At 61.6% G+C, this 19,792-nt stretch carries 16 protein-coding genes; 8 read left to right on the forward strand and 8 right to left on the reverse strand.

All coding sequences use genetic code 11. The features are described from left to right. Positions 1-75: 75 nt before the first annotated feature. Complete coding sequence (locus G7Y51_RS02225; RefSeq protein ID WP_165174787.1) at positions 76-585, reverse strand: nitroreductase family protein; 510 nt, start codon at positions 583-585, stop codon at positions 76-78. A gap of 146 nt (positions 586-731) precedes the next feature. On the opposite strand from G7Y51_RS02225, the gene G7Y51_RS02230 reads away from it, so the two are divergent. Then, on the forward strand, positions 732-2,753 hold the full coding sequence (locus G7Y51_RS02230) for a cation:proton antiporter (protein WP_165174788.1): 2,022 nt from the start codon (positions 732-734) through the stop codon (positions 2,751-2,753). Positions 2,754-2,888: 135 nt separating this feature from the next. Here G7Y51_RS02230 and G7Y51_RS02235 read toward each other — a convergent pair whose 3' ends face one another. Then, positions 2,889-4,466 carry a DUF4139 domain-containing protein gene (locus tag G7Y51_RS02235; RefSeq protein ID WP_165174789.1) on the reverse strand — a complete coding sequence of 526 codons (1,578 nt, stop codon included), beginning with the start codon at positions 4,464-4,466 and terminating at the stop codon, positions 2,889-2,891. A 58-nt stretch (positions 4,467-4,524) separates the two neighbouring features. Next, a complete protein-coding gene (gene ettA, locus G7Y51_RS02240; RefSeq protein ID WP_165174790.1) occupies positions 4,525-6,207 on the reverse strand; it encodes an energy-dependent translational throttle protein EttA in 1,683 nt (560 codons plus the stop codon). A 292-nt stretch (positions 6,208-6,499) separates the two neighbouring features. On the opposite strand from ettA, the gene G7Y51_RS02245 reads away from it, so the two are divergent. From G7Y51_RS02245 to pgl, 6 genes are all read left to right on the forward strand, one after another. Further along, the gene (locus tag G7Y51_RS02245) at positions 6,500-7,729 is read left to right on the forward strand and encodes an aromatic amino acid transport family protein (RefSeq protein ID WP_165174791.1); all 1,230 of its coding nucleotides are present in this window, start codon (positions 6,500-6,502) and stop codon (positions 7,727-7,729) included. Between the two features lie 14 nt (positions 7,730-7,743). Continuing rightward, positions 7,744-8,124: a RidA family protein gene (locus G7Y51_RS02250; protein ID WP_165174792.1), complete on the forward strand. Its 381-nt coding sequence runs from the start codon at positions 7,744-7,746 to the stop codon at positions 8,122-8,124. Positions 8,125-8,219: 95 nt separating this feature from the next. After that, entirely contained in the window at positions 8,220-9,350 is a 1,131-nt protein-coding gene (locus G7Y51_RS02255; protein WP_165174793.1) for a metallophosphoesterase, read from the forward strand. Positions 9,351-9,582: 232 nt separating this feature from the next. Beyond that, on the forward strand, positions 9,583-10,353 hold the full coding sequence (locus tag G7Y51_RS02260; RefSeq protein ID WP_165174794.1) for a class I SAM-dependent methyltransferase: 771 nt from the start codon (positions 9,583-9,585) through the stop codon (positions 10,351-10,353). Further along, on the forward strand, positions 10,350-11,471 hold the full coding sequence (locus G7Y51_RS02265) for a translation initiation factor IF-2 (RefSeq protein ID WP_165174795.1): 1,122 nt from the start codon (positions 10,350-10,352) through the stop codon (positions 11,469-11,471). The genes G7Y51_RS02260 and G7Y51_RS02265 overlap by 4 nt, the downstream gene beginning before the upstream one ends. Before the next feature lie 518 nt (positions 11,472-11,989). Next, positions 11,990-12,736 (forward strand): 6-phosphogluconolactonase, encoded by a 747-nt coding sequence (gene pgl / locus G7Y51_RS02270; RefSeq protein WP_165174796.1) that lies wholly within the window; start codon positions 11,990-11,992, stop codon positions 12,734-12,736. A gap of 398 nt (positions 12,737-13,134) precedes the next feature. Here pgl and G7Y51_RS02275 read toward each other — a convergent pair whose 3' ends face one another. Continuing rightward, a complete protein-coding gene (locus G7Y51_RS02275) occupies positions 13,135-14,085 on the reverse strand; it encodes a M15 family metallopeptidase (RefSeq protein WP_165174797.1) in 951 nt (316 codons plus the stop codon). Positions 14,086-14,144: 59 nt separating this feature from the next. Here G7Y51_RS02275 and G7Y51_RS02280 point away from each other — a divergent pair, with 59 nt between their 5' ends. After that, positions 14,145-15,539 carry a MiaB/RimO family radical SAM methylthiotransferase gene (locus G7Y51_RS02280; protein WP_165174798.1) on the forward strand — a complete coding sequence of 465 codons (1,395 nt, stop codon included), beginning with the start codon at positions 14,145-14,147 and terminating at the stop codon, positions 15,537-15,539. A gap of 36 nt (positions 15,540-15,575) precedes the next feature. Here the strand turns inward: G7Y51_RS02280 and proC are convergent, their stop codons facing one another. From proC to G7Y51_RS02300, 4 genes are all read right to left on the reverse strand, one after another. After that, positions 15,576-16,382, reverse strand: a complete 807-nt coding sequence (gene proC / locus G7Y51_RS02285) for a pyrroline-5-carboxylate reductase (RefSeq protein ID WP_165174799.1) — start codon at positions 16,380-16,382, stop codon at positions 15,576-15,578. Further along, entirely contained in the window at positions 16,379-16,804 is a 426-nt protein-coding gene (ndk, locus tag G7Y51_RS02290; RefSeq protein ID WP_165174800.1) for a nucleoside-diphosphate kinase, read from the reverse strand. The genes proC and ndk overlap by 4 nt, the downstream gene beginning before the upstream one ends. Positions 16,805-16,900: 96 nt before the next feature. Then, positions 16,901-18,235, reverse strand: coding sequence for a divergent polysaccharide deacetylase family protein (locus G7Y51_RS02295; protein ID WP_165174801.1), 1,335 nt, complete (start codon positions 18,233-18,235; stop codon positions 16,901-16,903). Positions 18,236-18,288: 53 nt separating this feature from the next. Then, positions 18,289-19,620, reverse strand: coding sequence for a S41 family peptidase (locus G7Y51_RS02300; RefSeq protein WP_165174802.1), 1,332 nt, complete (start codon positions 19,618-19,620; stop codon positions 18,289-18,291). Positions 19,621-19,792 lie beyond the last annotated feature (172 nt).

Below are 19,792 nucleotides of genomic sequence, written 5' to 3' on the forward strand. Positions count from 1 at the left end.
TGACAAATTGCAAAGAGCTGCACGGCGCACACATACGCCGTGCAGCTCTTTGCAGTTTGCTGCGTGGCCTGTTGCCTACCAGCAGTCGTAATGGATTCTGTCCTCCCTGAAACGATCCGCCTGGCTGAAGGGCTGGGCCGGATGGCCGAGGCAGATAAGGCCCAGGGGCATGACATTATCGGGCAGATTCAGGATCTCGCGCACGATGCGCATGCGATCCTCCACCGGATGCAGGCCGCACCAGACGCTGCCCAGATTCTTGCCGCGCGCGGCCAGCATAATGTTTTGCGTAGCCGCGGAACAATCCTGCACCCAAAAGCCCGGCGTCTTTTCCTCGTTCAAATCCGCGCAGACGACGATGAGCACGGGCGCGTCCGCAGCCATTTTGGCATAGGGATGGCGCTCGGCTATGGCCGAGCGCACCTTTGCGTCCCGCACCACCACAAAATGCCAGGGCTGGCGGTTGCTGGCGCTGGGGGCCAGCATGGCTGCCTTGAGCAAAAGCTTCACATCCTCGTCAGCCACAGGCTCCTGCGTATATTTGCGTATGCTGCGCCGCGTGAACAGGGCTTCAAAAATATCCATAACATTCTCCTGTTGCCAAAAGTCCTTGATGCCACAACTGTAGGCTCGGAGGCAGAAAAAAACAACAGGGCGGCGCTCGCGCCCAGGCCCCTGCAACCTTGCGAAGCGCTTCCGTCAGTGCTAGTTTTACAAGTTACGGAGGCTGCATGGAAGTTCCCTTGCTTTATGAAATAGTGATCATTTTTCTGCTCTCCATTGTGGTCACTATTATCTGCAACAGGCTCAAGCTTCCCGCAACAGTGGGATTTCTGCTTACCGGCGTGCTTTGCGGGCCTTCCCTTCTGGGCATTGTCAGCAACCGGGAGGCCATTGATCATGTGGCGGAAATCGGCGTGGCCATGCTGCTGTTCACCATCGGCATGGAACTTTCAGGCGAAGCGCTGAACCGTCTCAAACGCCCGGTCTTTCTGGGCGGCAGCCTGCAAATCGGTCTGACCGTGCTGGCGGTCACAAGCCTCACTCTGCTGCAAGGCGGCGCGTGGCAGACGGGCGTATTCTGGGGCTGTCTGGTGGCGCTTTCTTCTTCGGCCATTGTGCTGCGTATCATGCAGGAGCGTGGCACCACCAACACCCCCAACGGTCACCTTTCCCTGGCCATTCTGGTTTTTCAGGACATCATGGTGGCTCCCATGCTGCTGTGCGTGCCTCTGCTGGCTGGCAAGCTGGAGCTTTCACTGACAAACATGTTCTTTTCCATACTCTGGGTGGCGCTGGTGCTGGGCGGCGTGCTGCTCTTTGCCCGCCTCGGCCTCAACAAACTCATGGAAGCCGTGGTGCGCACCCGCACCCGGGAGATCCTTCTGCTGACCACTCTGGGCTTATGCATGGGCATGGCTCTGCTCACCAGCGCCCTGGGTCTTTCGCTCTCCCTGGGAGCCTTTCTGGCCGGGCTGCTGCTGGCCCGTTCCCAATACAGCATGAGCGTCATTTCCGGCATTCTGCCCTATCGCGACGTATTTATGAGTCTTTTTTTCATCTCTGTGGGCATGATGCTGGACGTGAATTTTTTCGGGCAGCATTTCCTTCAAATCATTTTCAATACGCTTCTTTTTATTGTCATTAAGAGTCTCTTGACCCTGCCGGCCGTGCTGGTCCAGGGCTATCCGTTGCGCACGGGCATTCTCACCTCGCTTTCCCTGGCGCAGGTGGGCGAGTTTTCCTTTGTGCTGGCCGCTTCGGGCCTGGCTGCCGGACTTTTCGACATGGAGGCCTATCAGAATTTTCTGGCCATGAGCGTGCTGACCATGATGCTCACGCCGGGCCTGATAGCCGCGGCCCCGCGCCTGGCCGACCTGGTGGCGGGCTGGCGCAACGAAAAGCAATTGGAGCGGGAAGAGGAAAAGGCAGAAGCTCAGGCCTGCACGCTGGAGGATCATCTGATCATCATCGGCTTCGGCATCAGCGGCAAACATCTGGCCCATGTGGCGCGCGAGTCGCGCATTCCGTACACTGTTCTGGAAATGAACCCGGAAACCGTAAGCCGCTATAAAGACAAGGAACCCATTGCCCACGGCGACGCCTCACAGCCCGTGGTGCTGGAACATCTCGGCGTGGAAAATGCCCGCGTGCTGGCGATTATCATTTCAGATCCTGCCGCGGTGCGGGCCATCACCATTGAAGCGCGGCGCTTCAACCCCAATCTGTACATCGTGGCCCGCACGCGCTTTGTGACGGAAGTGGCCCCGCTGCGCCGTCTGGGAGCCAACGATGTGATCGCCGAGGAATTTGAAACCTCCATTGAGGTTTTCAGCCGCGTCCTTACCCAGTACCTTGTGCCGCGGCAGGATATCGACACATTTGCGGCGCGCATCCGGCAGGAAAACTACAGGATGATCCGCCGTCTGAGCAATGCGGTTGATCCTCTTGACGAGCTGGTCAGCCGCCTGCCGGACATGGGCGTGCAGGCCATGCGCCTGGCCGCTGAATCGCCGCTCTGCTCGCAGACCTTGCTCCAGAGCCGGTTGCGCCAGAAATACGGCGTAACTGTCGTGGCCATTCACCGCCACGGAGAAGTCCAGGCCTCGCCGGGACCGGAGACCCGCTTTGAGCCGGAGGATATTGTGTATCTTTTCGGAAAAACGGACAAACTCTACGCGATCAAACCCCTGTTTTCCGGCCCGCGCAAAGAGCATGCCGCGGCAGCCGAAAGCAAGCCCGCCACGGCGTAGAGCAATTTCTCTTTGAAATTGCTCTGCTGACGCGAAAGCGGCAGCCGCCGCAACGCGGCGTACATTCAGGCGAAAACCGCGTTTTTCGCCTGAATGCCACCTTTGACTTTCAGAAAAAGTCAAAGGTAATCTGCTCTAGGGCGCGTCAGGCACCAGCGGCAACTCCTTGGGAGATGAGATGGTCAGCTTGTGATGCACCTCGGCTTTGCCGCCCGCAGGCACTTTGACATCCCAGAACAGCATATGCTCTTTTTCGTTCTTTTGGGACGGCGGCGCGTCGTCACTGGACACGGTAACGCCCTGGTCCACAATCATGGGGGCCGGGCGCTCCAGGCGCACGGTCACGGGCTTGCTGTGGCCGTTGGTCAGCGTATAGGTCCAGGCCCAGGTCCAGTTGCGGCTTTTATCAATAAAGCCGCTTTCGCCCCGCCGCCTGCTGTTCTCCGCTGTGGTCACATTGACGCGCGGGTCAGGGCCGAAGAAGAGCGTGGCTTCGCCGTTACGCGGTCTGAAAAAACCCTGGCCCACGTTCTGGCCGTTCACTGTAAATTCCGCGCTGCCTTCAGGCCAGGTCTGTTCCGGGGGCATGATATATTTTGCCAACAGCCAGACCCGGCTGTCGCTGGCGGTGGGCCGGGCCAGCCATTGCAGGGGCGCTTTCCAAGCATCCGCGGCGATCAACAGACGGGAGCGGCCTTCGGGAAGACCGCGCACGGCCAGGGTCCAGGTGGCATATACGCCGCTGTTGTCCGGCTCCACCGGCGCATTGGCCGCGGCGAACTCCCCGTCCGCCTCGGCCGGAGCGGCCTTGCGCGCCATCATCAAGGCATGTGGCGCGGGCCTGGGCTGCTGCGGCCTGGACGTGGAATCCACCACCCAGCGCGCAAGAGGGGCGGGCTCCCGCGGCCCATTGCCGCGCGAAGCCAGGGTCAGCCTGGTGTTGCGCCAATCCATGCCGGTGAACTGCCAGACCTCGGCCATAAGGCGCACGCCGATCTCGTGGCCTTCGCCCTGATCCGGCTGGGCGTCAAAGCTGTAGATGGGCTGCCAGCCGCAGCTTTGCAGCGTATAGCTGTACCGCACAGGCAGCCTGGACATGCCGGAAACGGACTTTTGCAGCGTCACGCTCACAAGCTGGCCCAGGTCGGGGCTCACAGGCAGGCGTTGCAGCTCCTGCTGCACGATGTTTGCGCGGCGCTCCAAATCCGCCTGTTCCATGCCCAGGCCGGGTATCACGGTCTCCATCCGCTTTTCGCGCTGCTCCAGATCCTGCAAGGTGATGCTGTCCGGCAGGCCTTTCCAGAGCGCAAGCCGGGCCTTCACCGCGTCCAACTGGCCGCTCAGGCGCGCGCGTTCATTGATCAGCTCGTCGCGCAGATGGGAGAGCTCGCCGCTGGCCTCAAGAACCTGCGGCGTCATCGACCAGCGGGCCACAGTCTGCCCCGGAACCGACAATTGCAGATTCCGGGCGTCGCCGGGAATGACGAACGTCACGATGCTCACCCCGTCTTTGGTGCTGACCGGGGCCGTTTCCTCCACTTCAAGGCGGCCGCCGCTCGGCGAAAGCACGGCCGAAGCCGGATTGGCCAACGCCGCATCAGCCGCCCAGGCCGTCGCGCCCGGCATCATGACGGATAACGGGCCTGCCAGCAGGCTCAGCAGCACAACAGAGCGCCACTGCCGCAACGGTTTCATTTTCTTGAGAATATTCATCCAGCCTCCACGGCCCGCACGGGCGTTTCCGGCCCGGCCGGTCAGCGCCCGCGAGCCGTTATCGTGTCAGTTTGCGGAATTTCGGCCGATGCGGCGACTCGGCGTCCTTGCCCAGCCGCTTTTTGCGATCTTCCTCGTATTCCGAGTAATTGCCTTCAAAAAACGCCACTTCCGAATCGCCTTCAAAGGCCATGATATGCGTGGCCACGCGATCCAGAAACCAGCGGTCATGGCTGATCACCAGCACGCAGCCGGCGAAATTGTCCAGGGCGTCCTCCAAGGCGCGCATGGTATTCACGTCAATATCATTGGTGGGTTCGTCCAGAAGCAGCACATTGGCTCCGGACTTGAGCATGCGGGCCAGATGCAGGCGGTTGCGCTCCCCGCCGGAAAGCACATCCACCTTTTTTTGCTGATCCGCGCCGTGAAAATTGAAGCGCGTGCAATAGGCCCGCGCGTTGACCTCGCGGTTGCCGAGCCTGATGGTCTCGCGCCCGTCGCTGATCAGCTCGTAGACCGTCTTGCCCGGAGTCAGGGACTCGCGGCCCTGATCCACATAGGCGAAGCGCACGGTCTCGCCCACCGCAAGACTGCCGGAGTCAGGCTTTTCCTGGCCTGCCAGCATCTTGAAGAGCGTCGTCTTGCCCGCGCCGTTGGGACCGATGATGCCCACAATGGCTCCGGCGGGGATCAGGGCGCTGGCCTTGTCCATAAGCAGGCGATCGCCCATGCTCTTGCTCACGTCCTTGAGCTCAATGACGTTTTTGCCCAGGCGCGGTCCCGGCGGGATGTAGATTTCCAGATCCGGGGCGCGTTTTTCGCTTTCATGCGAGAGCATGGCCTCATAGGCGTTGATTCTGGCCTTGCCCTTGGCATGGCGCCCCCTGGGCGACATGCGGATCCACTCCAGCTCGCGGGCCAGCGTTTTCTGGCGCTCGGCCTCGCTTTTTTCTTCGCCGGCCAGCCGCTTCTGTTTCTGCTCCAGCCAGGATGAATAATTGCCCTTCCACGGGATGCCGCGGCCGCGATCCAGCTCCAGAATCCAACCGGCCACATTATCCAGAAAATAGCGGTCGTGCGTCACGGCGATGACCGTGCCCGGAAAGGTGGAAAGATAGCGCTCCAGCCAGGCCACGGATTCCGCATCCAGATGGTTGGTGGGTTCGTCCAGAAGCAGGATGTCCGGATTTTGGAGCAGGAGGCGGCAAAGGGCCACGCGGCGGCGCTCGCCGCCGGAAACCAGCGAAACCGGCATGTCGCCCGGCGGGCAGCGCAAGGCGTCCATAGCCATTTCCAGGCGGGAGTCCAGATCCCAGACATTTTTGGCGTCCATCTGCTCCTGCACCTCGGCCTGTCTGGCGATCAGCGCGTCCATCTCCTCCGGCTCCAGAGGCTCGGCGAATCTGGCGTTGATTTCCTCAAATTCCTTGGCAATAGCCGTAAGATCGCTGACGCCTTCCTCGACCACCTCGCGCACGGTGCGCGTTTCATGGGCCAGGGGCTCCTGCTCCAGATAGCCGATGCTATAGCCTGGGGCCAGCACGGTTTTGCCCTCAAAGGACTGGTCCACGCCGGCAAGTATTTTCAGAAGGCTGGATTTGCCCGCGCCGTTCAGGCCCAGCACGCCGATTTTGGCTCCATAAAAGTAGGAAAGCGAAATATCCTTCAGCACTTCCTTTTGCCCGTGGCGCTTGGAGACGCGGATCATGGAATAGATAATCTTGTCCGGTTCGTTACTCATAAGCTCCTCAAAAGCGGTTGATCTTCCCGACACAAAACAAGAGCCAAAATATTCGGCCACGCCGGGCAACGTGCACGCAATGTGGTATACTAGCCGGGACGGCCTCCTTTTTCAAGGCGCGCGCATTTCGCCTTTTCCCGCGCCAGGCCCTTGATTCCCGCAGCCCTCTCTGCCAGTATCCACAGCGACAGCGCAAGGGGCGGAGAGCTTGCCGCCTCTGCGCTGCCCCCCCCACAGCCGCGCGCCAGGCGCGCATGCGCCCTCTGTGCCGCATTTCAGAGGAGGAGCAGGCATGAACAGCCGTTTTCCCGCCGTTCTGGGCGGCACCATGCTGGTGGCGGGCACTGCCATCGGCGCGGGAATGTTGGCCTTGCCCATGATTTCAGCGGGCATGTGGTTTTTCTGGTCCGTGGCGCTGCTGCTGGTTTCCTGGTTTTGCATGCTGCGTTCCAGCCAGGCTCTTTTGGAAATCAATCTGCACTTTGAACCCGGAAACAGCTTTCATACCCTGGTGCGTGAACTTCTGGGCCCTTTTTGGAGCGCGTTGAACGGCCTGGCTGTGGCTTTTGTGCTCTATACGCTTGTCTATGCCTATGTGAGCGGCGGCGGTTCAGTGCTGCGCCAGGGTCTTGCGCCTGTTTTGGGCAGCGAGCCGCCCCGCCTGCTGGCCAGCCTGATCTTCGCCCTGCTGCTCGCGGCCTGCGTCTGGTGGAGTTCCAGGGTGGTGGATCGCCTCTCCGTGCTGCTCATGGGCGGCATGGCCCTTTCCTTTTTGCTCTCCGTCAGTGAGATGATCACCCGGATTCGCCCGGCAACGCTTCTGGATCTCCACGGCAGCGGCGGCCAAATGATCTTTGTCTGGGGAGCCGTTTCCACCTATTTGACCTCATTCTGCTTTCACTCCTCAGTACCGAGCCTGGTCAAATACCTGGGCAAGGAGCCGCGCACCATCAACGCCTGCCTGCGTTACGGCACGCTGATCGCCCTGAGCTGCTATCTTTTATGGATTCTGGCCGCTGACGGCACTATTCCCCGGGAGCAGTTCAAAGCCGTCATCGCCGCGGGAGGCAATGTGGGGGATCTGGTTGCCGCCGCGGGAAACAATCTGGGCAGCGGGCTCACCCTGCGACTGCTGGAGGCCTTTTCGCTGCTGGCCGTCGCCACGTCGTTTCTGGGCGCCGGGCTGGGTCTTTTTGACTACATGGCCGATCTGTGCAATTTTGACGACAGCCGCCTGGGCCGCACCAAAACCCTGCTGATCACCTTCGCTCCCCCCATGTTCTGCGGTCTGATCTGGCCCGACGGCTTTTTGCCCGCCATCGGCTGGGCCGGTCTTGCGGCTTCCGTCTGGTCGGTGTTTGTGCCTGCTCTCCTGCTCCGCGCAGGTCGCCGCCGCTTCGGCAGGCGGGGGTACCGCGCGCCCGGCGGGCGGACGCTCACGCCCATGCTGCTGCTCTACGGCGTTCTGGTTGCCTTGTGCCATACGCTTTTTGTATTGAATCTTTTACCGATGTATCGTTAAAAAAGGAGTCAGCAATGAAAAAGGAAGTCATCAGCACCAAAAATGCTCCTGCTGCCGTGGGCCCGTACAGCCAGGCCGTGCGCGCGGGCAATCTGCTTTTTCTTTCAGGCCAGGTGCCCCTGGATCCGGCCACGGGCAAGCTGGTGGAGGGCGACATAGCCGCCCAGGCCGCGCAAGCCTGCAAAAATCTTCTGGCTGTCCTGGAATCCCAGGGGCTTACCGCGGACAATGTGCTCAAAACCACGGTATTCATCACCGACATGAGCAAGTTCCCGCTGGTGAACGAGGTGTACAAACAATATTTCATGGCCCCCTGCCCGGCTCGATCCTGCGTGGAAGTCAGCGCCCTGCCGCTGGGCGCGCAGGTGGAAATTGAAGCCATTGCCGCCAACTGACGTTTTTGCGGGGCGGAGCGCCCACGGCTTCTCCGCCCGCTTTTTGTCCCCTCTGCCCCGCTTTCCTCGCACCATACTCTCCCCCTTCGCCGAATATGCTCCACTTGCTCGCAACAATCCTTTCCCTCTACGTCATTGCGCGTCTGATTCTGCCGTTGCGCCTGCCGCTTTGGCTCAAGTTGCTGCTCAGCCTGCTCGTGCTGTTGAGCGCGCTCAAACTCTCTCTGTTCCGCCTTGCTTTCGGCACCATGATGCCGGATATACCCCGATGGGCGTTGCTCGGCGCAGGCGTGCTGCACAGCCTTGTGATCCTACTGATCATATTGTGCGCTTTGCGCGACGCGCTTTTTCTGGCGCTTTGGCTGGTCCGCAGGCTCTTTCCTTCCCTGCCGGCGCTTTGCTTTTCCCCCGGGCAGTGGGCCTTTGGTCTGCTCTCGCTCTCGCTGCTCCTGAGCGCGTTTGGAGTCTGGCAGGCTCTGCGCGTGCCGGACGTGCATCACATGGTCATTTCCCTGCCACGCCTGCCCGCGGCACTGAACGGCCTGCGCATTGTGCAGCTTTCGGATCTGCACGTCAGCCCCGCCTTTCCCGCCGCATGGGTGCGGGCCGTGGTGCAAAAGGTCAATGCCCTCAAGCCGGAGCTTATTGTTATTACGGGCGATCTGGGGGACGGCCCGCCGGATCGGCGCATGGCGGATCTGGCTCCTCTTACCGGCTTGCGCGCGCCCCTGGGCGTATTTTCCTGCACCGGCAATCATGAGTATTACTGGGGCTTCAACGGTTGGATGGATGCCTCCCGCCGCGTGGGCATTACTCCCCTGAACAATGCGCATGTCATCGTGCAAGCCCGCGGGCAAGAACTGGTTCTGGCCGGCGTCACGGATCAGACCGCTCCGTCCCTGGGCTTTCCCGGCCCGGACCCCGGCCGGGCATTGCACGGCGCGCCCGCCGACGCCGTGCGGATCATGCTGGCCCACCGGCCGCGCCTGGTCGGCAAAAGCGCCGAAGAAAACGTGGATCTGCAGCTTTCCGGCCATACTCACGGCGGGCAATTGATCGGCGCAAACCGGCTCGTGGAGCGTTTTAACGACGGTTTTTTGTCCGGCCTGTATCATGTGGGCCGCACTGCGCTCTATGTGAGTCCGGGCACCGGCCTTTGGGAAGGCTTTCCACTGCGGCTTTTCGTACCGGCTGAAATAACCGAAATCACGCTGCGCCAGGGCTGATCCGAAATTGAGACCGCCTTGGGATCTTTTTGGGCACGGCTCTGCCGATACCACGCCGCAACAGGCGTTACACTGCATTGCAGCAAGGCAGGCTTGAAACGTGACGTGAGCCGAAAGCAAAAGACGCTGAACCGCCGGGGATGTCTTTTTCCACTTGCCATTTTCTCCACTTTGCAAAATAATAGTAGAGTATTGTTGCCGGCGGCAGAAAATACAAAGAAAGGCACGGCACATGGAAAAAACATGGTACGCGAGCCCCCCCGGCCGTTTTGCCCTCGGTCTGCAAACAAATCTTTTGCAGACCAGCCTTGCGGCCTGGCCGCGCCGAGGCAAAAGCCTTTTGGAAATCAATTGCGGCAACGGCCTGTTTTTGCCCTTGCTCTGGGAATGCGGTTTTGATGTGACCGGCACCGAGCTCGTGCCCGGCCTGCGCGCGCAGGCTTTGGAAAATGCCGGGCCACGAGCCCACGTTGAGGCCGCGGCGGACGATCACCTGCCCTTTGACGACAATGCTTTTGACTGGGTCGTTTTGCACGTCCAGGCCGCCACTCCCGAAGGCCTGGCTGCCAGCGCGCGCGAGGCGCTGCGCGTGGCGGCCGGAGGCCTGGCGGTCACGTTCTGGAATTCCGCATCCCTGCCGCATATCCTGCACCGCATGGGGCGCGGCAAAATGCCGTGGCCGGGGCCGGCGCACAACTGGTGGCGCGTCTGGCGCATGCTCAAAAGACTCAAAGCCGGCCGTCTGACAAGCCAAAGCACCCTGGCCGGTCCGCTTTGCACCTGGCGCAGACAATGCGCGGCCGCTGCGTGCAATGCGTCTCTGCAAACGCTCCCCCTGGGAGCCTGGAGTGTCATCCGCCTGGATCTTGCGCCGCGCAAGCCGGTAACGCCTCTGCCTCTGCGGCTGGGCCGCCGACGCCTCCGCCAACCCGAACCGGCCCTGGAATTCGGGCATAAAAACGCGCTCGGCCATTCCAGCCATACCAACCGGAAAACAGCATGAAGCTGCCTCTGTTCCCTTTTTTACGCGCTCTTGTCCGTAAGCACGTCCGTGCGCTGGCCGTGGCTCTGCTGGCGGCAGCCCTCGCCGTGGGCGGCTGGTACGGCTGGCGATACTACCAATATCGCCAGAGCCCCGACTTTGCCTACGCGCGTTTTCAAGAGGCCCTGCGTCCGCCCAGTCCCGAAAAGCTGGCCCTGCTGGTGGATTTCAACACGCTTTCCGGGGAACTGGCTCAAGCTTTGGCCAGGACCTTCCCCTTTTTTAAAAAGGGCCCGGATCAGATCCACGATCTCAAAATCACGATTCAAGCGGGCTTGCTCAAAAAACTCTTGAGCAAGGAAGAGCCCAAAGCAAACGGCGAGGTTGAAACTGACCCCCAAAAACTTTTACAACAGCCGTTCAGCCTGTTTCCGGCTGATTTTTTACACCAGTTCCTGAGCGGGCTTGGCATGCAGCGCACCCAGGGCGACACGGCGCTGATTTCAACCAGCATCCGTCACCCTTTGCTGAACCGGACGTTTCCTGTAATCCTGCGCATGGAGAACGGTTCGGAAGGCTGGGTGATTCGGAATCTGCTCAATGCCGATGATCTGGTCAGGCAATTTCGCGAGGCGCTCCTGGCGCGCATTGCCGCGCGCCGGGATTTATTCAGGAGCAAAAATGACAACACCCGGCGGCGCATGGATGCAACCCTGCCCCTGCAATCCTGCAGCGCAAGCGCGGGCCTGCTTTCCGACGGCAAAACCCTCCTGCTTGTGGCGCATGTGCTGGCCCGCAATACCAGTGCCGTTACAATCAAAAATATCAACCTGGAAGCGTTGTTTACCGGGCCGGACGGCAAAATGCTGCTGCAACGCTTTCTTAATGCAGCCGTGCCCGTGGCCCCGGGCGAGGATCTTGACTGGCGCTGGACCATTGAGCTGGACGGCCAAAGCCCGCTGGGCCAAAGCGTGCTGGCTGCCAAAGAAATATCCTGCGCGGCGAAGTGGAAGACCATGACCCTGAACAGCGGAGAAGTCCTGCATATTGCCGACATCCCGACCGCCATGAAAGAATGCGACAAGTCCGGCCATAAGCATCCCGCGGCTCTGTGCCTTATGCCCATCTTCCGACGCTAGAGCAATTTCACTTTGAAATTGCTCTGGCGGCCGCGGGAGCGGACGCCCGCGCCGAATGAGCGTCCAGACCGCGTTCTGGACGCGAAATGATGGCAGCGCCGCTTTTGAAATTGAATAATTTCAAAAGCAAAATGCTCTGAGGCCAGGGCGGACTTTGCCCGCGCGTCGGCTGCAAAAATTTGGCTTTTCTCCACAGAGCAAGTGTGCCATACTTACGCTGTTTGCAAGGCAACGCATTGTGCCGCCTGGGCAAGTGATGGGGCCCCTTGCCCCAGGAGCGCGATTCGGGCCGGTGCAGAGGCGTCGCGGGTATGCCCCTTGACTGCCGCGACTGCCCTTCTGCCGCCGCCCGCAGCGTGGTCGCGCTGTGAAGGCCGCGACGCCATGGCTTGCAAGGGCAGGCATGAGCCTGCCGCAAACCCGCAAAAACAAAGGCAGCTTTCGTTTCCGTCCGCCAGTGCAGCAAGACAGCACCCGCCGGCACGACCTGTCGGCGTCAACTTCGCAAGGAGCCTTTTATGTTTGGGCGCAGCCGTTCCATTCATCTTTCCGTGCATATCCATAAAGACCCCGCGGCCATGGCCGAGCGCGCAGCGCATATTCTGGCCGGGGCCTGCGAAGAAGCCGTGGCCGAGCGCGGCGTATTCAAAATCGCCTTGTCCGGCGGCCAGACGCCGATCCCGCTCTTTCGTCTTCTGACCGCCGATGACTGGGCTGAGCGCCTGCCCTGGGACAAAATGACCTTTTTTTGGGTGGACGAGCGCTGCGTGGGGCCCGAACACCCGGAGAGCAACTATGGCCTGGCCCGGCGGGAACTGTTGAGCCGCGTTCCGGCCATGCACTTTTTCCGCATGCGCGGAGAAGAGGATCCGGTAGAGGCGGCCGTCAAATATGAGCAGCAGCTTCGCAGCGACTTCGGCCTGGGGCCGCAGGAGCTGCCGCGTTTCGACTTCATGCTTTTGGGCATGGGCGAAGATGGGCATACGGGTTCCATTTTTCCCAATTCTCCGGCCCTGGCCGAAAAAAAACGTCTGGTCATTGATCAGTATGTGCCCGAACGCAAAGCCGACCGGCTGACGCTCACCCTGCCTGTGATCAATAACGCCCGCTGCTGCATGTTTCTGGTGACCGGCGCGGAAAAGCACAATGTACTTTCGCGCGCCCTCAATCTGTTGACCGAACCCACGCTGCCCGCGCAGATGGTGCGCCCCGGCATCGGCGATTTGATCTGGGTGGTGGATGAAGCCGCCGCCAACGGCGAGTAGAGCGGTTTGCTAATGAAATTAGCTAAACCGCTCTGGCGACAGCGTTAGCTGGCGCCCGCGCCGAATGAGCGTCCAGACCGCGTTGCGGTAGCCGTTAGCAAGCTTTGCTTGCTTACGGATAGCGACAGCGGTTGCGTTGGCTGGCTGCCGCAGTAACCAGTTGCTGTCTTCATCCGTAGCTTCCTTCGTCGCAACGGCTGAAGCCTGGACGCGAAATGATGGCAGCGAAGTGATTGAAAATGAATATTTTCAATCAAAAAATGCTCTAAGGCTTCACTGCAGCGTAGCGCGCTCCTTCCCGGGGCAGGAATCCTGAATGCGATCCCTGCCCCGCGTGAGCCTTCCGCATCCGCGCCACGAAGCCGGGGCGGCAAGCCGCCGGATGCGTGATGAAAACTTCAGTGCGCATCCGCGTCCATTTCTTCAGGGCCTGTTTTGCGTTCCGGCACTGCTCCGCCCGCCTCAAGCCGCTCCCCCGCTCTCTCAATGGCTCGCAGTAAACGCGCCCTGCAGATAATTTCCGGCCGGTATTCAAAGTGCATGAGATCATACTCATGCCATTTGCCGCCCCAGATGAAGCCCTGATCCTCAAAAGCAGCCACAATGGCCGTGGGATAGCTTTGCTGCATGGGATGCGGCCATTGCCTGGTCCAGCGCCAATAGGGCGCGCGCTCCGGGCTTACATCCAGCGCAATGCCGAAAGCATGCGGGCTCAAACGCTGTTCCCCGGCAATACGCCGCCACAAAAAGCCCCCGGCAGGCGTGAGCAGGGCCGCCAGGGCAGGTTGCCCGCGCACGGCCGCGGCCAGGGTGTTCCCCGCCCTTTGCAGGCCCAGGGCCGCCGGACAAACAAGGCGCAGGGGCCGGCCCAGCAGCGTTGCAACGCGCAGGTTCTTGCGCACCTCAGCCTCGCTTGCGCCGTAAAGCGCTTTCAACAGCGCAGAGGAACGCCTGCGGCCCGGCGCAACGCCAGGGGGCGTGGCAGGCCGCTGCGGTTCCAGCGGGTAGGGTTGCTCCATGCTCTCGCGCACGTTCGCCTCCCCCTGCTCCCCGGAAAAACGCGGCAATCCGGAAAAGGCTTCGGAATGCGCCCGCGGCGTGCCTGCGCTCTTGCCGTCCCCGGCAGGTTTTGGCGCGGCGCTGTAGAGTACGCGGCTCCCGTTGGCAAGAAGCAGCCATTGTCGCCCCTGATCGTCCGCGACAAGCGCGCGAATTTGCGGGTAGGACGAGCGCAGGCAGTACATATTGACAGCATCAAGCCCAGCCGGTTCCAGTGGCCGGAATTGCGCTGACGTTGCGCGCGGCGCGCAGAACATCCAGAACAGGCAGAAAATCGAAAACAGACGCATGTCCAAAACCTACGCGGCCCCGGCTTGTCAAGGCAAGCGCTTTTGCGTAGATCAGCGCCATGCCTGCCTGGAAATTCTTCATTCTGACCTTTGGCTGCAAGGTCAATCAATACGAAAGCCAGTCCCTGCGTGAAGCCTGGCAGCGGCTCGGCGGCTTGGAATGCGCGGCCCCGGCTGAAGCCGACGTGCTCTGCGTCAACAGTTGCGCGGTCACTGCCAAAGGGGAGCGCGACGCGCGAAACGCAATTTTTCGCCTGCGCCGCCAGGCGCCCGACGCAACATTGATTTTGACCGGCTGCGCCGCCAGACTTTTTGCCGACTACCGGCCAAGACCCGGCGCAAAATGGGCCGCTCCCGATCTGCTGATCCCGCAGGAAGAAAAAAGCCGCCTGCTGGCCGGCCCCTGGGCCATGGCAGAACCCGATTGCGCCCAAGCGGACGCCCCGCATACGCCGCTGCCTGCGGCCCAAACTGCCGGCGCAACAAGTACGGCCTTTCCGCCCTTCCGCATTGCCTCTTTCAAACGGGCTCGACCTGTGCTCAAGATTCAGGATGGCTGCGGCCACCGCTGCACTTACTGCATCGTGCCGTTAACCCGCGGCAAGCCCCGCAGCCGCCCGGCAGGAGAAATACTGGCCGAGGCGCGCCGTCTCCTGGAAGCCGGGCACGCTGAAATTATGCTCTCCGGCATAAATCTGCGGCAATACGGGCGAGATGATCCTGCCTGCGGCGATTTCTGGGATCTGCTGCGCAGCCTGGACAAGGCCCTGGCTCCGGAGTTTGCCGGACGGGCGCGTTTCAGGATCAGCTCGCTTGAGCCCTCGCAACTGGATGCCCGCGGCATTGAAACTCTGACAGCCTGCCGCATGCTCTGTCCGCATCTGCATATTTCCTTGCAGCATGCCAGCCCGGCAGTGCTGCGGCGCATGGGACGGGGGCACTACTCTATCCTGATGCTTGAAAAAGCCGTGGCAAGTCTGGCGGCTCACTGGCCGGTTATGGGTCTGGGCGCGGATATTCTCACGGGTTTTCCCGGCGAGAGCGACGCCGATCTGCGCCTGTTGCTGGAGCTCATTGAGCGCCTGCCTCTGAGCTACGCCCATGTCTTTCCCTATTCACGCAGACCGGGCACCGCGGCCTGCAACTTTGCCGGGCAGGTGCCGCAACCCCTTAAGCTGGAACGCGCCGCGCGCGTGCGTGAAGCGATAGAGCGACGGCGACGCGCCTTTTGGGCGGCGCAATTGACTCTGCCGCGCATGCTCGTGGTCCCCGACAGCATCAGGCGAGCCACAGTGGATGCCGGCAGCGGGCAAGCGCATGCGCTGTGCAAGGGAATCAATGAGTATTATGTTCCCTGTTTTTTCCGGCCCCCGAACGGAAGTGCATCCGCACTGCTGCCTGTGCGGCCCACGGCCCTGACCGGCAAGGGCCTTCTGACCGAGCCGCTGCCGTAGAACCCGGCAAAAGCTCTTGCGCCTGCGGCGCAGAGGCTACTGCTCCATTTCCCGGCCGCGCGCGTCCGCAGCCATGACCGCGTCCACCAAAGCCGCCGTGAGGCCCGCGCGATCCAACTGGTTGACGCCGGCAATGGTCAGGCCGCCGGGCGAGCAGACATCATCCCGCAACTGCATGAGCGGCGCGGCGCTCTCTGCCGCCATGCGCGCCGAACCGGCGAAAAGCGCCGTCACCATGCGCCGGGCCTCCGCATGCGGAAAGCCAAGGGTTACCCCGGCCTGGACCAAAGCCTGCATGATCTGAAAAACATAGGCCGGGCCCGCGCCGATCAAGGCTGAAAAAGCGGTAAAGCGGGCTTCGGGCAGGACAAGGCAAAGCCCGAGAACGCCGAAAATTTCCAGCAGCTCGGCCTTGCTTTCCGGGCGCAGGCTTTGATCCTCGAAGCACAGCGCAAACACGCCCTCGCCCACCAGGGCGGGCGTATTGGGCATGCAGCGCGCCACAGGGCATTCCCGGCCGGCGTACTCGCGCAGGCGTTGCAGGCTCACGCCCGCGGCCACGGACACCAGAATTTTGTCGGACGAGAGCGCCGGGCGTATTTCTTCCAGAACAGCGGCCACCTGATAGGGTTTGACCGCCAGGATCAGCACATCGGCGTTGTGAGCCGCATCCAGGGCGCTGGCTTCGGGCTGCACGCCTTTTTCCGCCAGGGGGCGCATGCGCGCGGACGTGCGGTTATAGCCGCAGAAACCGTAGCCCCTGCCCGCCAGTTTGTCCGCCAAACCGGCCATGATCGCCCCGCCCATGTTGCCGCAGCCTATGCAGCCGATGGTTTTGCTCATATCGACTCCATTATTTCAAGCGCATTAAAGAAAAAAGCTATTTCAACGGCCGCGGTTTCCGGCGCGTCGGAGCCGTGCACGGCATTGGCCTGCAGGCTTTGGCCGTAGGCATGGCGCAATGTGCCGGGTTCGGCCCTGGCCGGGTCTGTGGCGCCCATCAACGCGCGATAGCGGGCCACGGCGTCCTCGCCCCGCAGCACGGCGCAGACCACCGGCCCTGAGGCCATGTATTCCGTAAGGCTTTCAAAAAACGGGCGCTCCTTGTGCACGGCATAAAAGGCAGAGGCCTGCCCTTTACAAAGGCGCACCATTTTCAGGCCCGCCACAGCCAGCCCGGCAGCCTGGCAAGTGGCCAGAATTTCGCCGGTCAGGCCACGAGCCACGGCATCAGGCTTGATGATTGCAAGTGTGGATTGCAGCATTATTTCTCCCTTTAGAGTATTTTGATCCGTCGCCATTGAGCGCGCTGCAAGCCCACGCCGGCACACTGAGCGGGAAACCAGCATGACCCTGGGCGATCACAGGCCGCTGCCCGCTCCGGCCGGGCTCAGGCAGGCTTGTTGCGCCAGATGCCAGATCAGGCGACGCAGGGGCACGACAGCCACGCCCGCCGTATCCTGCCAGCAACGCAAGGCGCGCAGCGTCTCCGGGTACGGATGCCCGACAGCCACCGCAAAGCCCTTTTCCCGCGCCGTGCGCGCCGCTGCGTCCAGCGCGGCTGAAATGGCCGCAACATCCCGGCGGGTATCCAGAAAAAGGGCGCGGGAAGCACTGATCAAACCCGCGGCGCGGGCTTCCCGCTCCAGAGCGGAACCGGCCTGGGTTAGGCTGTCCAGAACAAACAGGCCCCGATCGGGCAGCAGGGAGCAGAGCCGGCTACAGGCCGCGGCATTGCCCGTAAAGCGGGAGCCCATGTGATTATTCAGGCCCACCGCCGTGGGCAGCGCCTTCAGATCCTCCTCCAGCACCGCTCGCAGTGCCGGCAGGCGCATATCCACCCGAAGCGCGTCCGGGCCGGGCCGGGGACGGAAGCCGTCGGCGCGGGGCAAAGCTTCCATGGGGAGATGAAGCAGGCTGTCCAGCCTCCGTTGCCCGGCCAGGGCAGCGGTTTGAGCTGCCGCGGGCGAACGCGGCCAAATGGCGAACGTCACGGGAAAAGGCAGAGCCGCCAGGGCTTCAGCAGCTTCCAGGCTTTGCCCCAAATCATCAATGACCAGAACCAGGGCAGGCCTGGGCAGAGGCCGGGCCAGATCGGCCAATGCCGCTTCCCGGCCGGGAAAACGGAAGACATGGCTCAGGCGGCCACCCAGGCGGATTTCCAATGCGCCCTGCTCTGTCCAAAGCACTTGCGGCCGCGGATTGCGGGCTGCTGTGCCAGCCCATGAAACGGCTTGCCCGGCAGAGAAGCGTTGCAGCAGAGCCACGCCCAGACGCAGCGGCGCGCAAGGGCCGGTAATCAGATAGCGACGCGGCAACGGGTCTTGGGGCAGTGCGTTGCCCGCAGGCTTTGGAACAGCCGGGCCGGCCTGCGCGTCAGTAAGCTCAAGACGCCACTGCGCCGCGGGCAGGGCCAGAGGCAAGGCCTGCGCCACCACGGCGTCCAGCCGGATCCGTGCCTGCGCGGCCGCCGTGTCCCCTTGATCGTGCAAAACCTGACCGGCTCTTGAGGGATCAGGCGCGGCAGTTCGCGGCTCAAGCGGCGCACCTGCCTGCGGGGCCAGCCAAAGGGAAAAAGCAAAACACGCCAAAAGCCACAGCAGCCCGCCCAGGCCAAGACGCGTGGACGCGCGCGGCCCCCCGCCGCTCCCAAGGGGATCCGTCAGGGGGCCGGCATCTGTTTTCTTTGTGCGCACGCCGAAATGCTTCCCGCCCCGACGCGCGCACAACAGGCGCGCCGGGAAAGGGTCTAGTTTTTAATCTCCTGCATCTTGGGCAATGTCTTCACTATCTGGAGAGCCATGCGCAGCTGGTTGTCGCGGGCCAGTTGTTCCTTGCCCTCATCTTTCTTGCTTTTGGCGGCATTGCCGCCCTTCTTGTCCTTGCTGTTTTCCAGATGCCGGTTCAAATCCTGCTCCCGCAGCAGAAAACGCGGATTCTCCTTATCCTCGGCGCGAGGCGACTCAAAGGGGATTTCCAAATCAGGCACAATGCCCTCGGCCTGAATGGAACTGCCATTGGGCGTATAGTACAGCGCCACGGTAAGCTTGAGGCCCGATCCGTCGGAAAGCGGGATGATATTCTGCACGGAGCCCTTGCCGAAGGAACGCTCGCCAATGATCAGGGCGCGTTTTTGATCGCGCAGCGCGCCCGCCACGATTTCGGAGGCTGAGGCCGAACCCGCGTTGATCAGCGCCACCACGGGCACGCGCACGTCGTCACGCTGTTTTCTGGCTTCATAGACGCGATCCGTGGTTTCGCCGCGTCCTTTAATGGAAACAATCACGCCCTTCTGCAGGAAAACATCCGAGACGCTGACGGCCTGATCCAGCAGACCTCCGGGGTTGTTGCGCAAATCAAGCACAATGCCTTTGAGGCCGCCGCTCGCCTTGCTTTCCTTTTCCGCTTCCTTGAGAGCGTCTTTGAGTTCCTCGGTGGTGCGTTCGGAAAAACGGGTCAGACGCAGCCAGTAATACCCATCCTCAAGCTTTTTGGACTTGATGCTGATCAAAGGGATGGCGTCGCGCACAATGCGGACGGTCTGCGGCGTTTTGGCATCGGTGCGCAAAATGGCCAGCTCCACCTCGCTGCCCTTGGCGCCCCGGATGCGCGAAACAACTTCCTGCAGCGAGAGTTCCTGGGTGGCCTGGCCGTTGATGGAAAGGATCACGTCGCCGGATTGCAGGCCCGCGCGGTATGCCGGGGTGTCCTCAATGGGCGTCACCACGGTGACCTGGCCGTTTTCCATGGAAATTTCAATGCCCACCCCGTAAAATTCTCCGGAAGTGGTTTCCTGCATTTCCTTGTATTCTTCGGCGTTCATGAAGGTGGAATGCGGATCAAGGCCCTGCAAAAGACCTTTGACCGCCCCGTTGATCAGGTCATTCTGCGTTACTTCGCGCACATAATAACGCTCAACCAGATTAAGCACCTGACTGAAACGCTTCAGGGCTTCAAATTTGCTGGGGGCTTCCTTGGCCGGCTCTTTTTTTTCGGCAGGCGCAGAGGCTGCCTGGGCCGCGGGCAGCCCGCTGAAAACCAGGAGAAAGCCAAGAAGACATGAACCGACAAAGACGCGCATACGAAAGCCTCCACGGCGATCTGAACAGAAAAGGCCTGCCGGAAGACACCGCGGAACGCGTTGCAGCCGTCACAAACGGGCGCTGCCGGTCAGGTCTGCATGCCATTGCAAAAAGGCGACAGCATAAAGCCGCCAAGGCGGATATTTACTCTTTTCACCCCAAAAAGCAAAG

It is taken from the genome of Desulfovibrio sp. ZJ369 (assembly GCF_011039085.1).
Lineage (GTDB): Bacteria > Desulfobacterota > Desulfovibrionia > Desulfovibrionales > Desulfovibrionaceae > Desulfovibrio.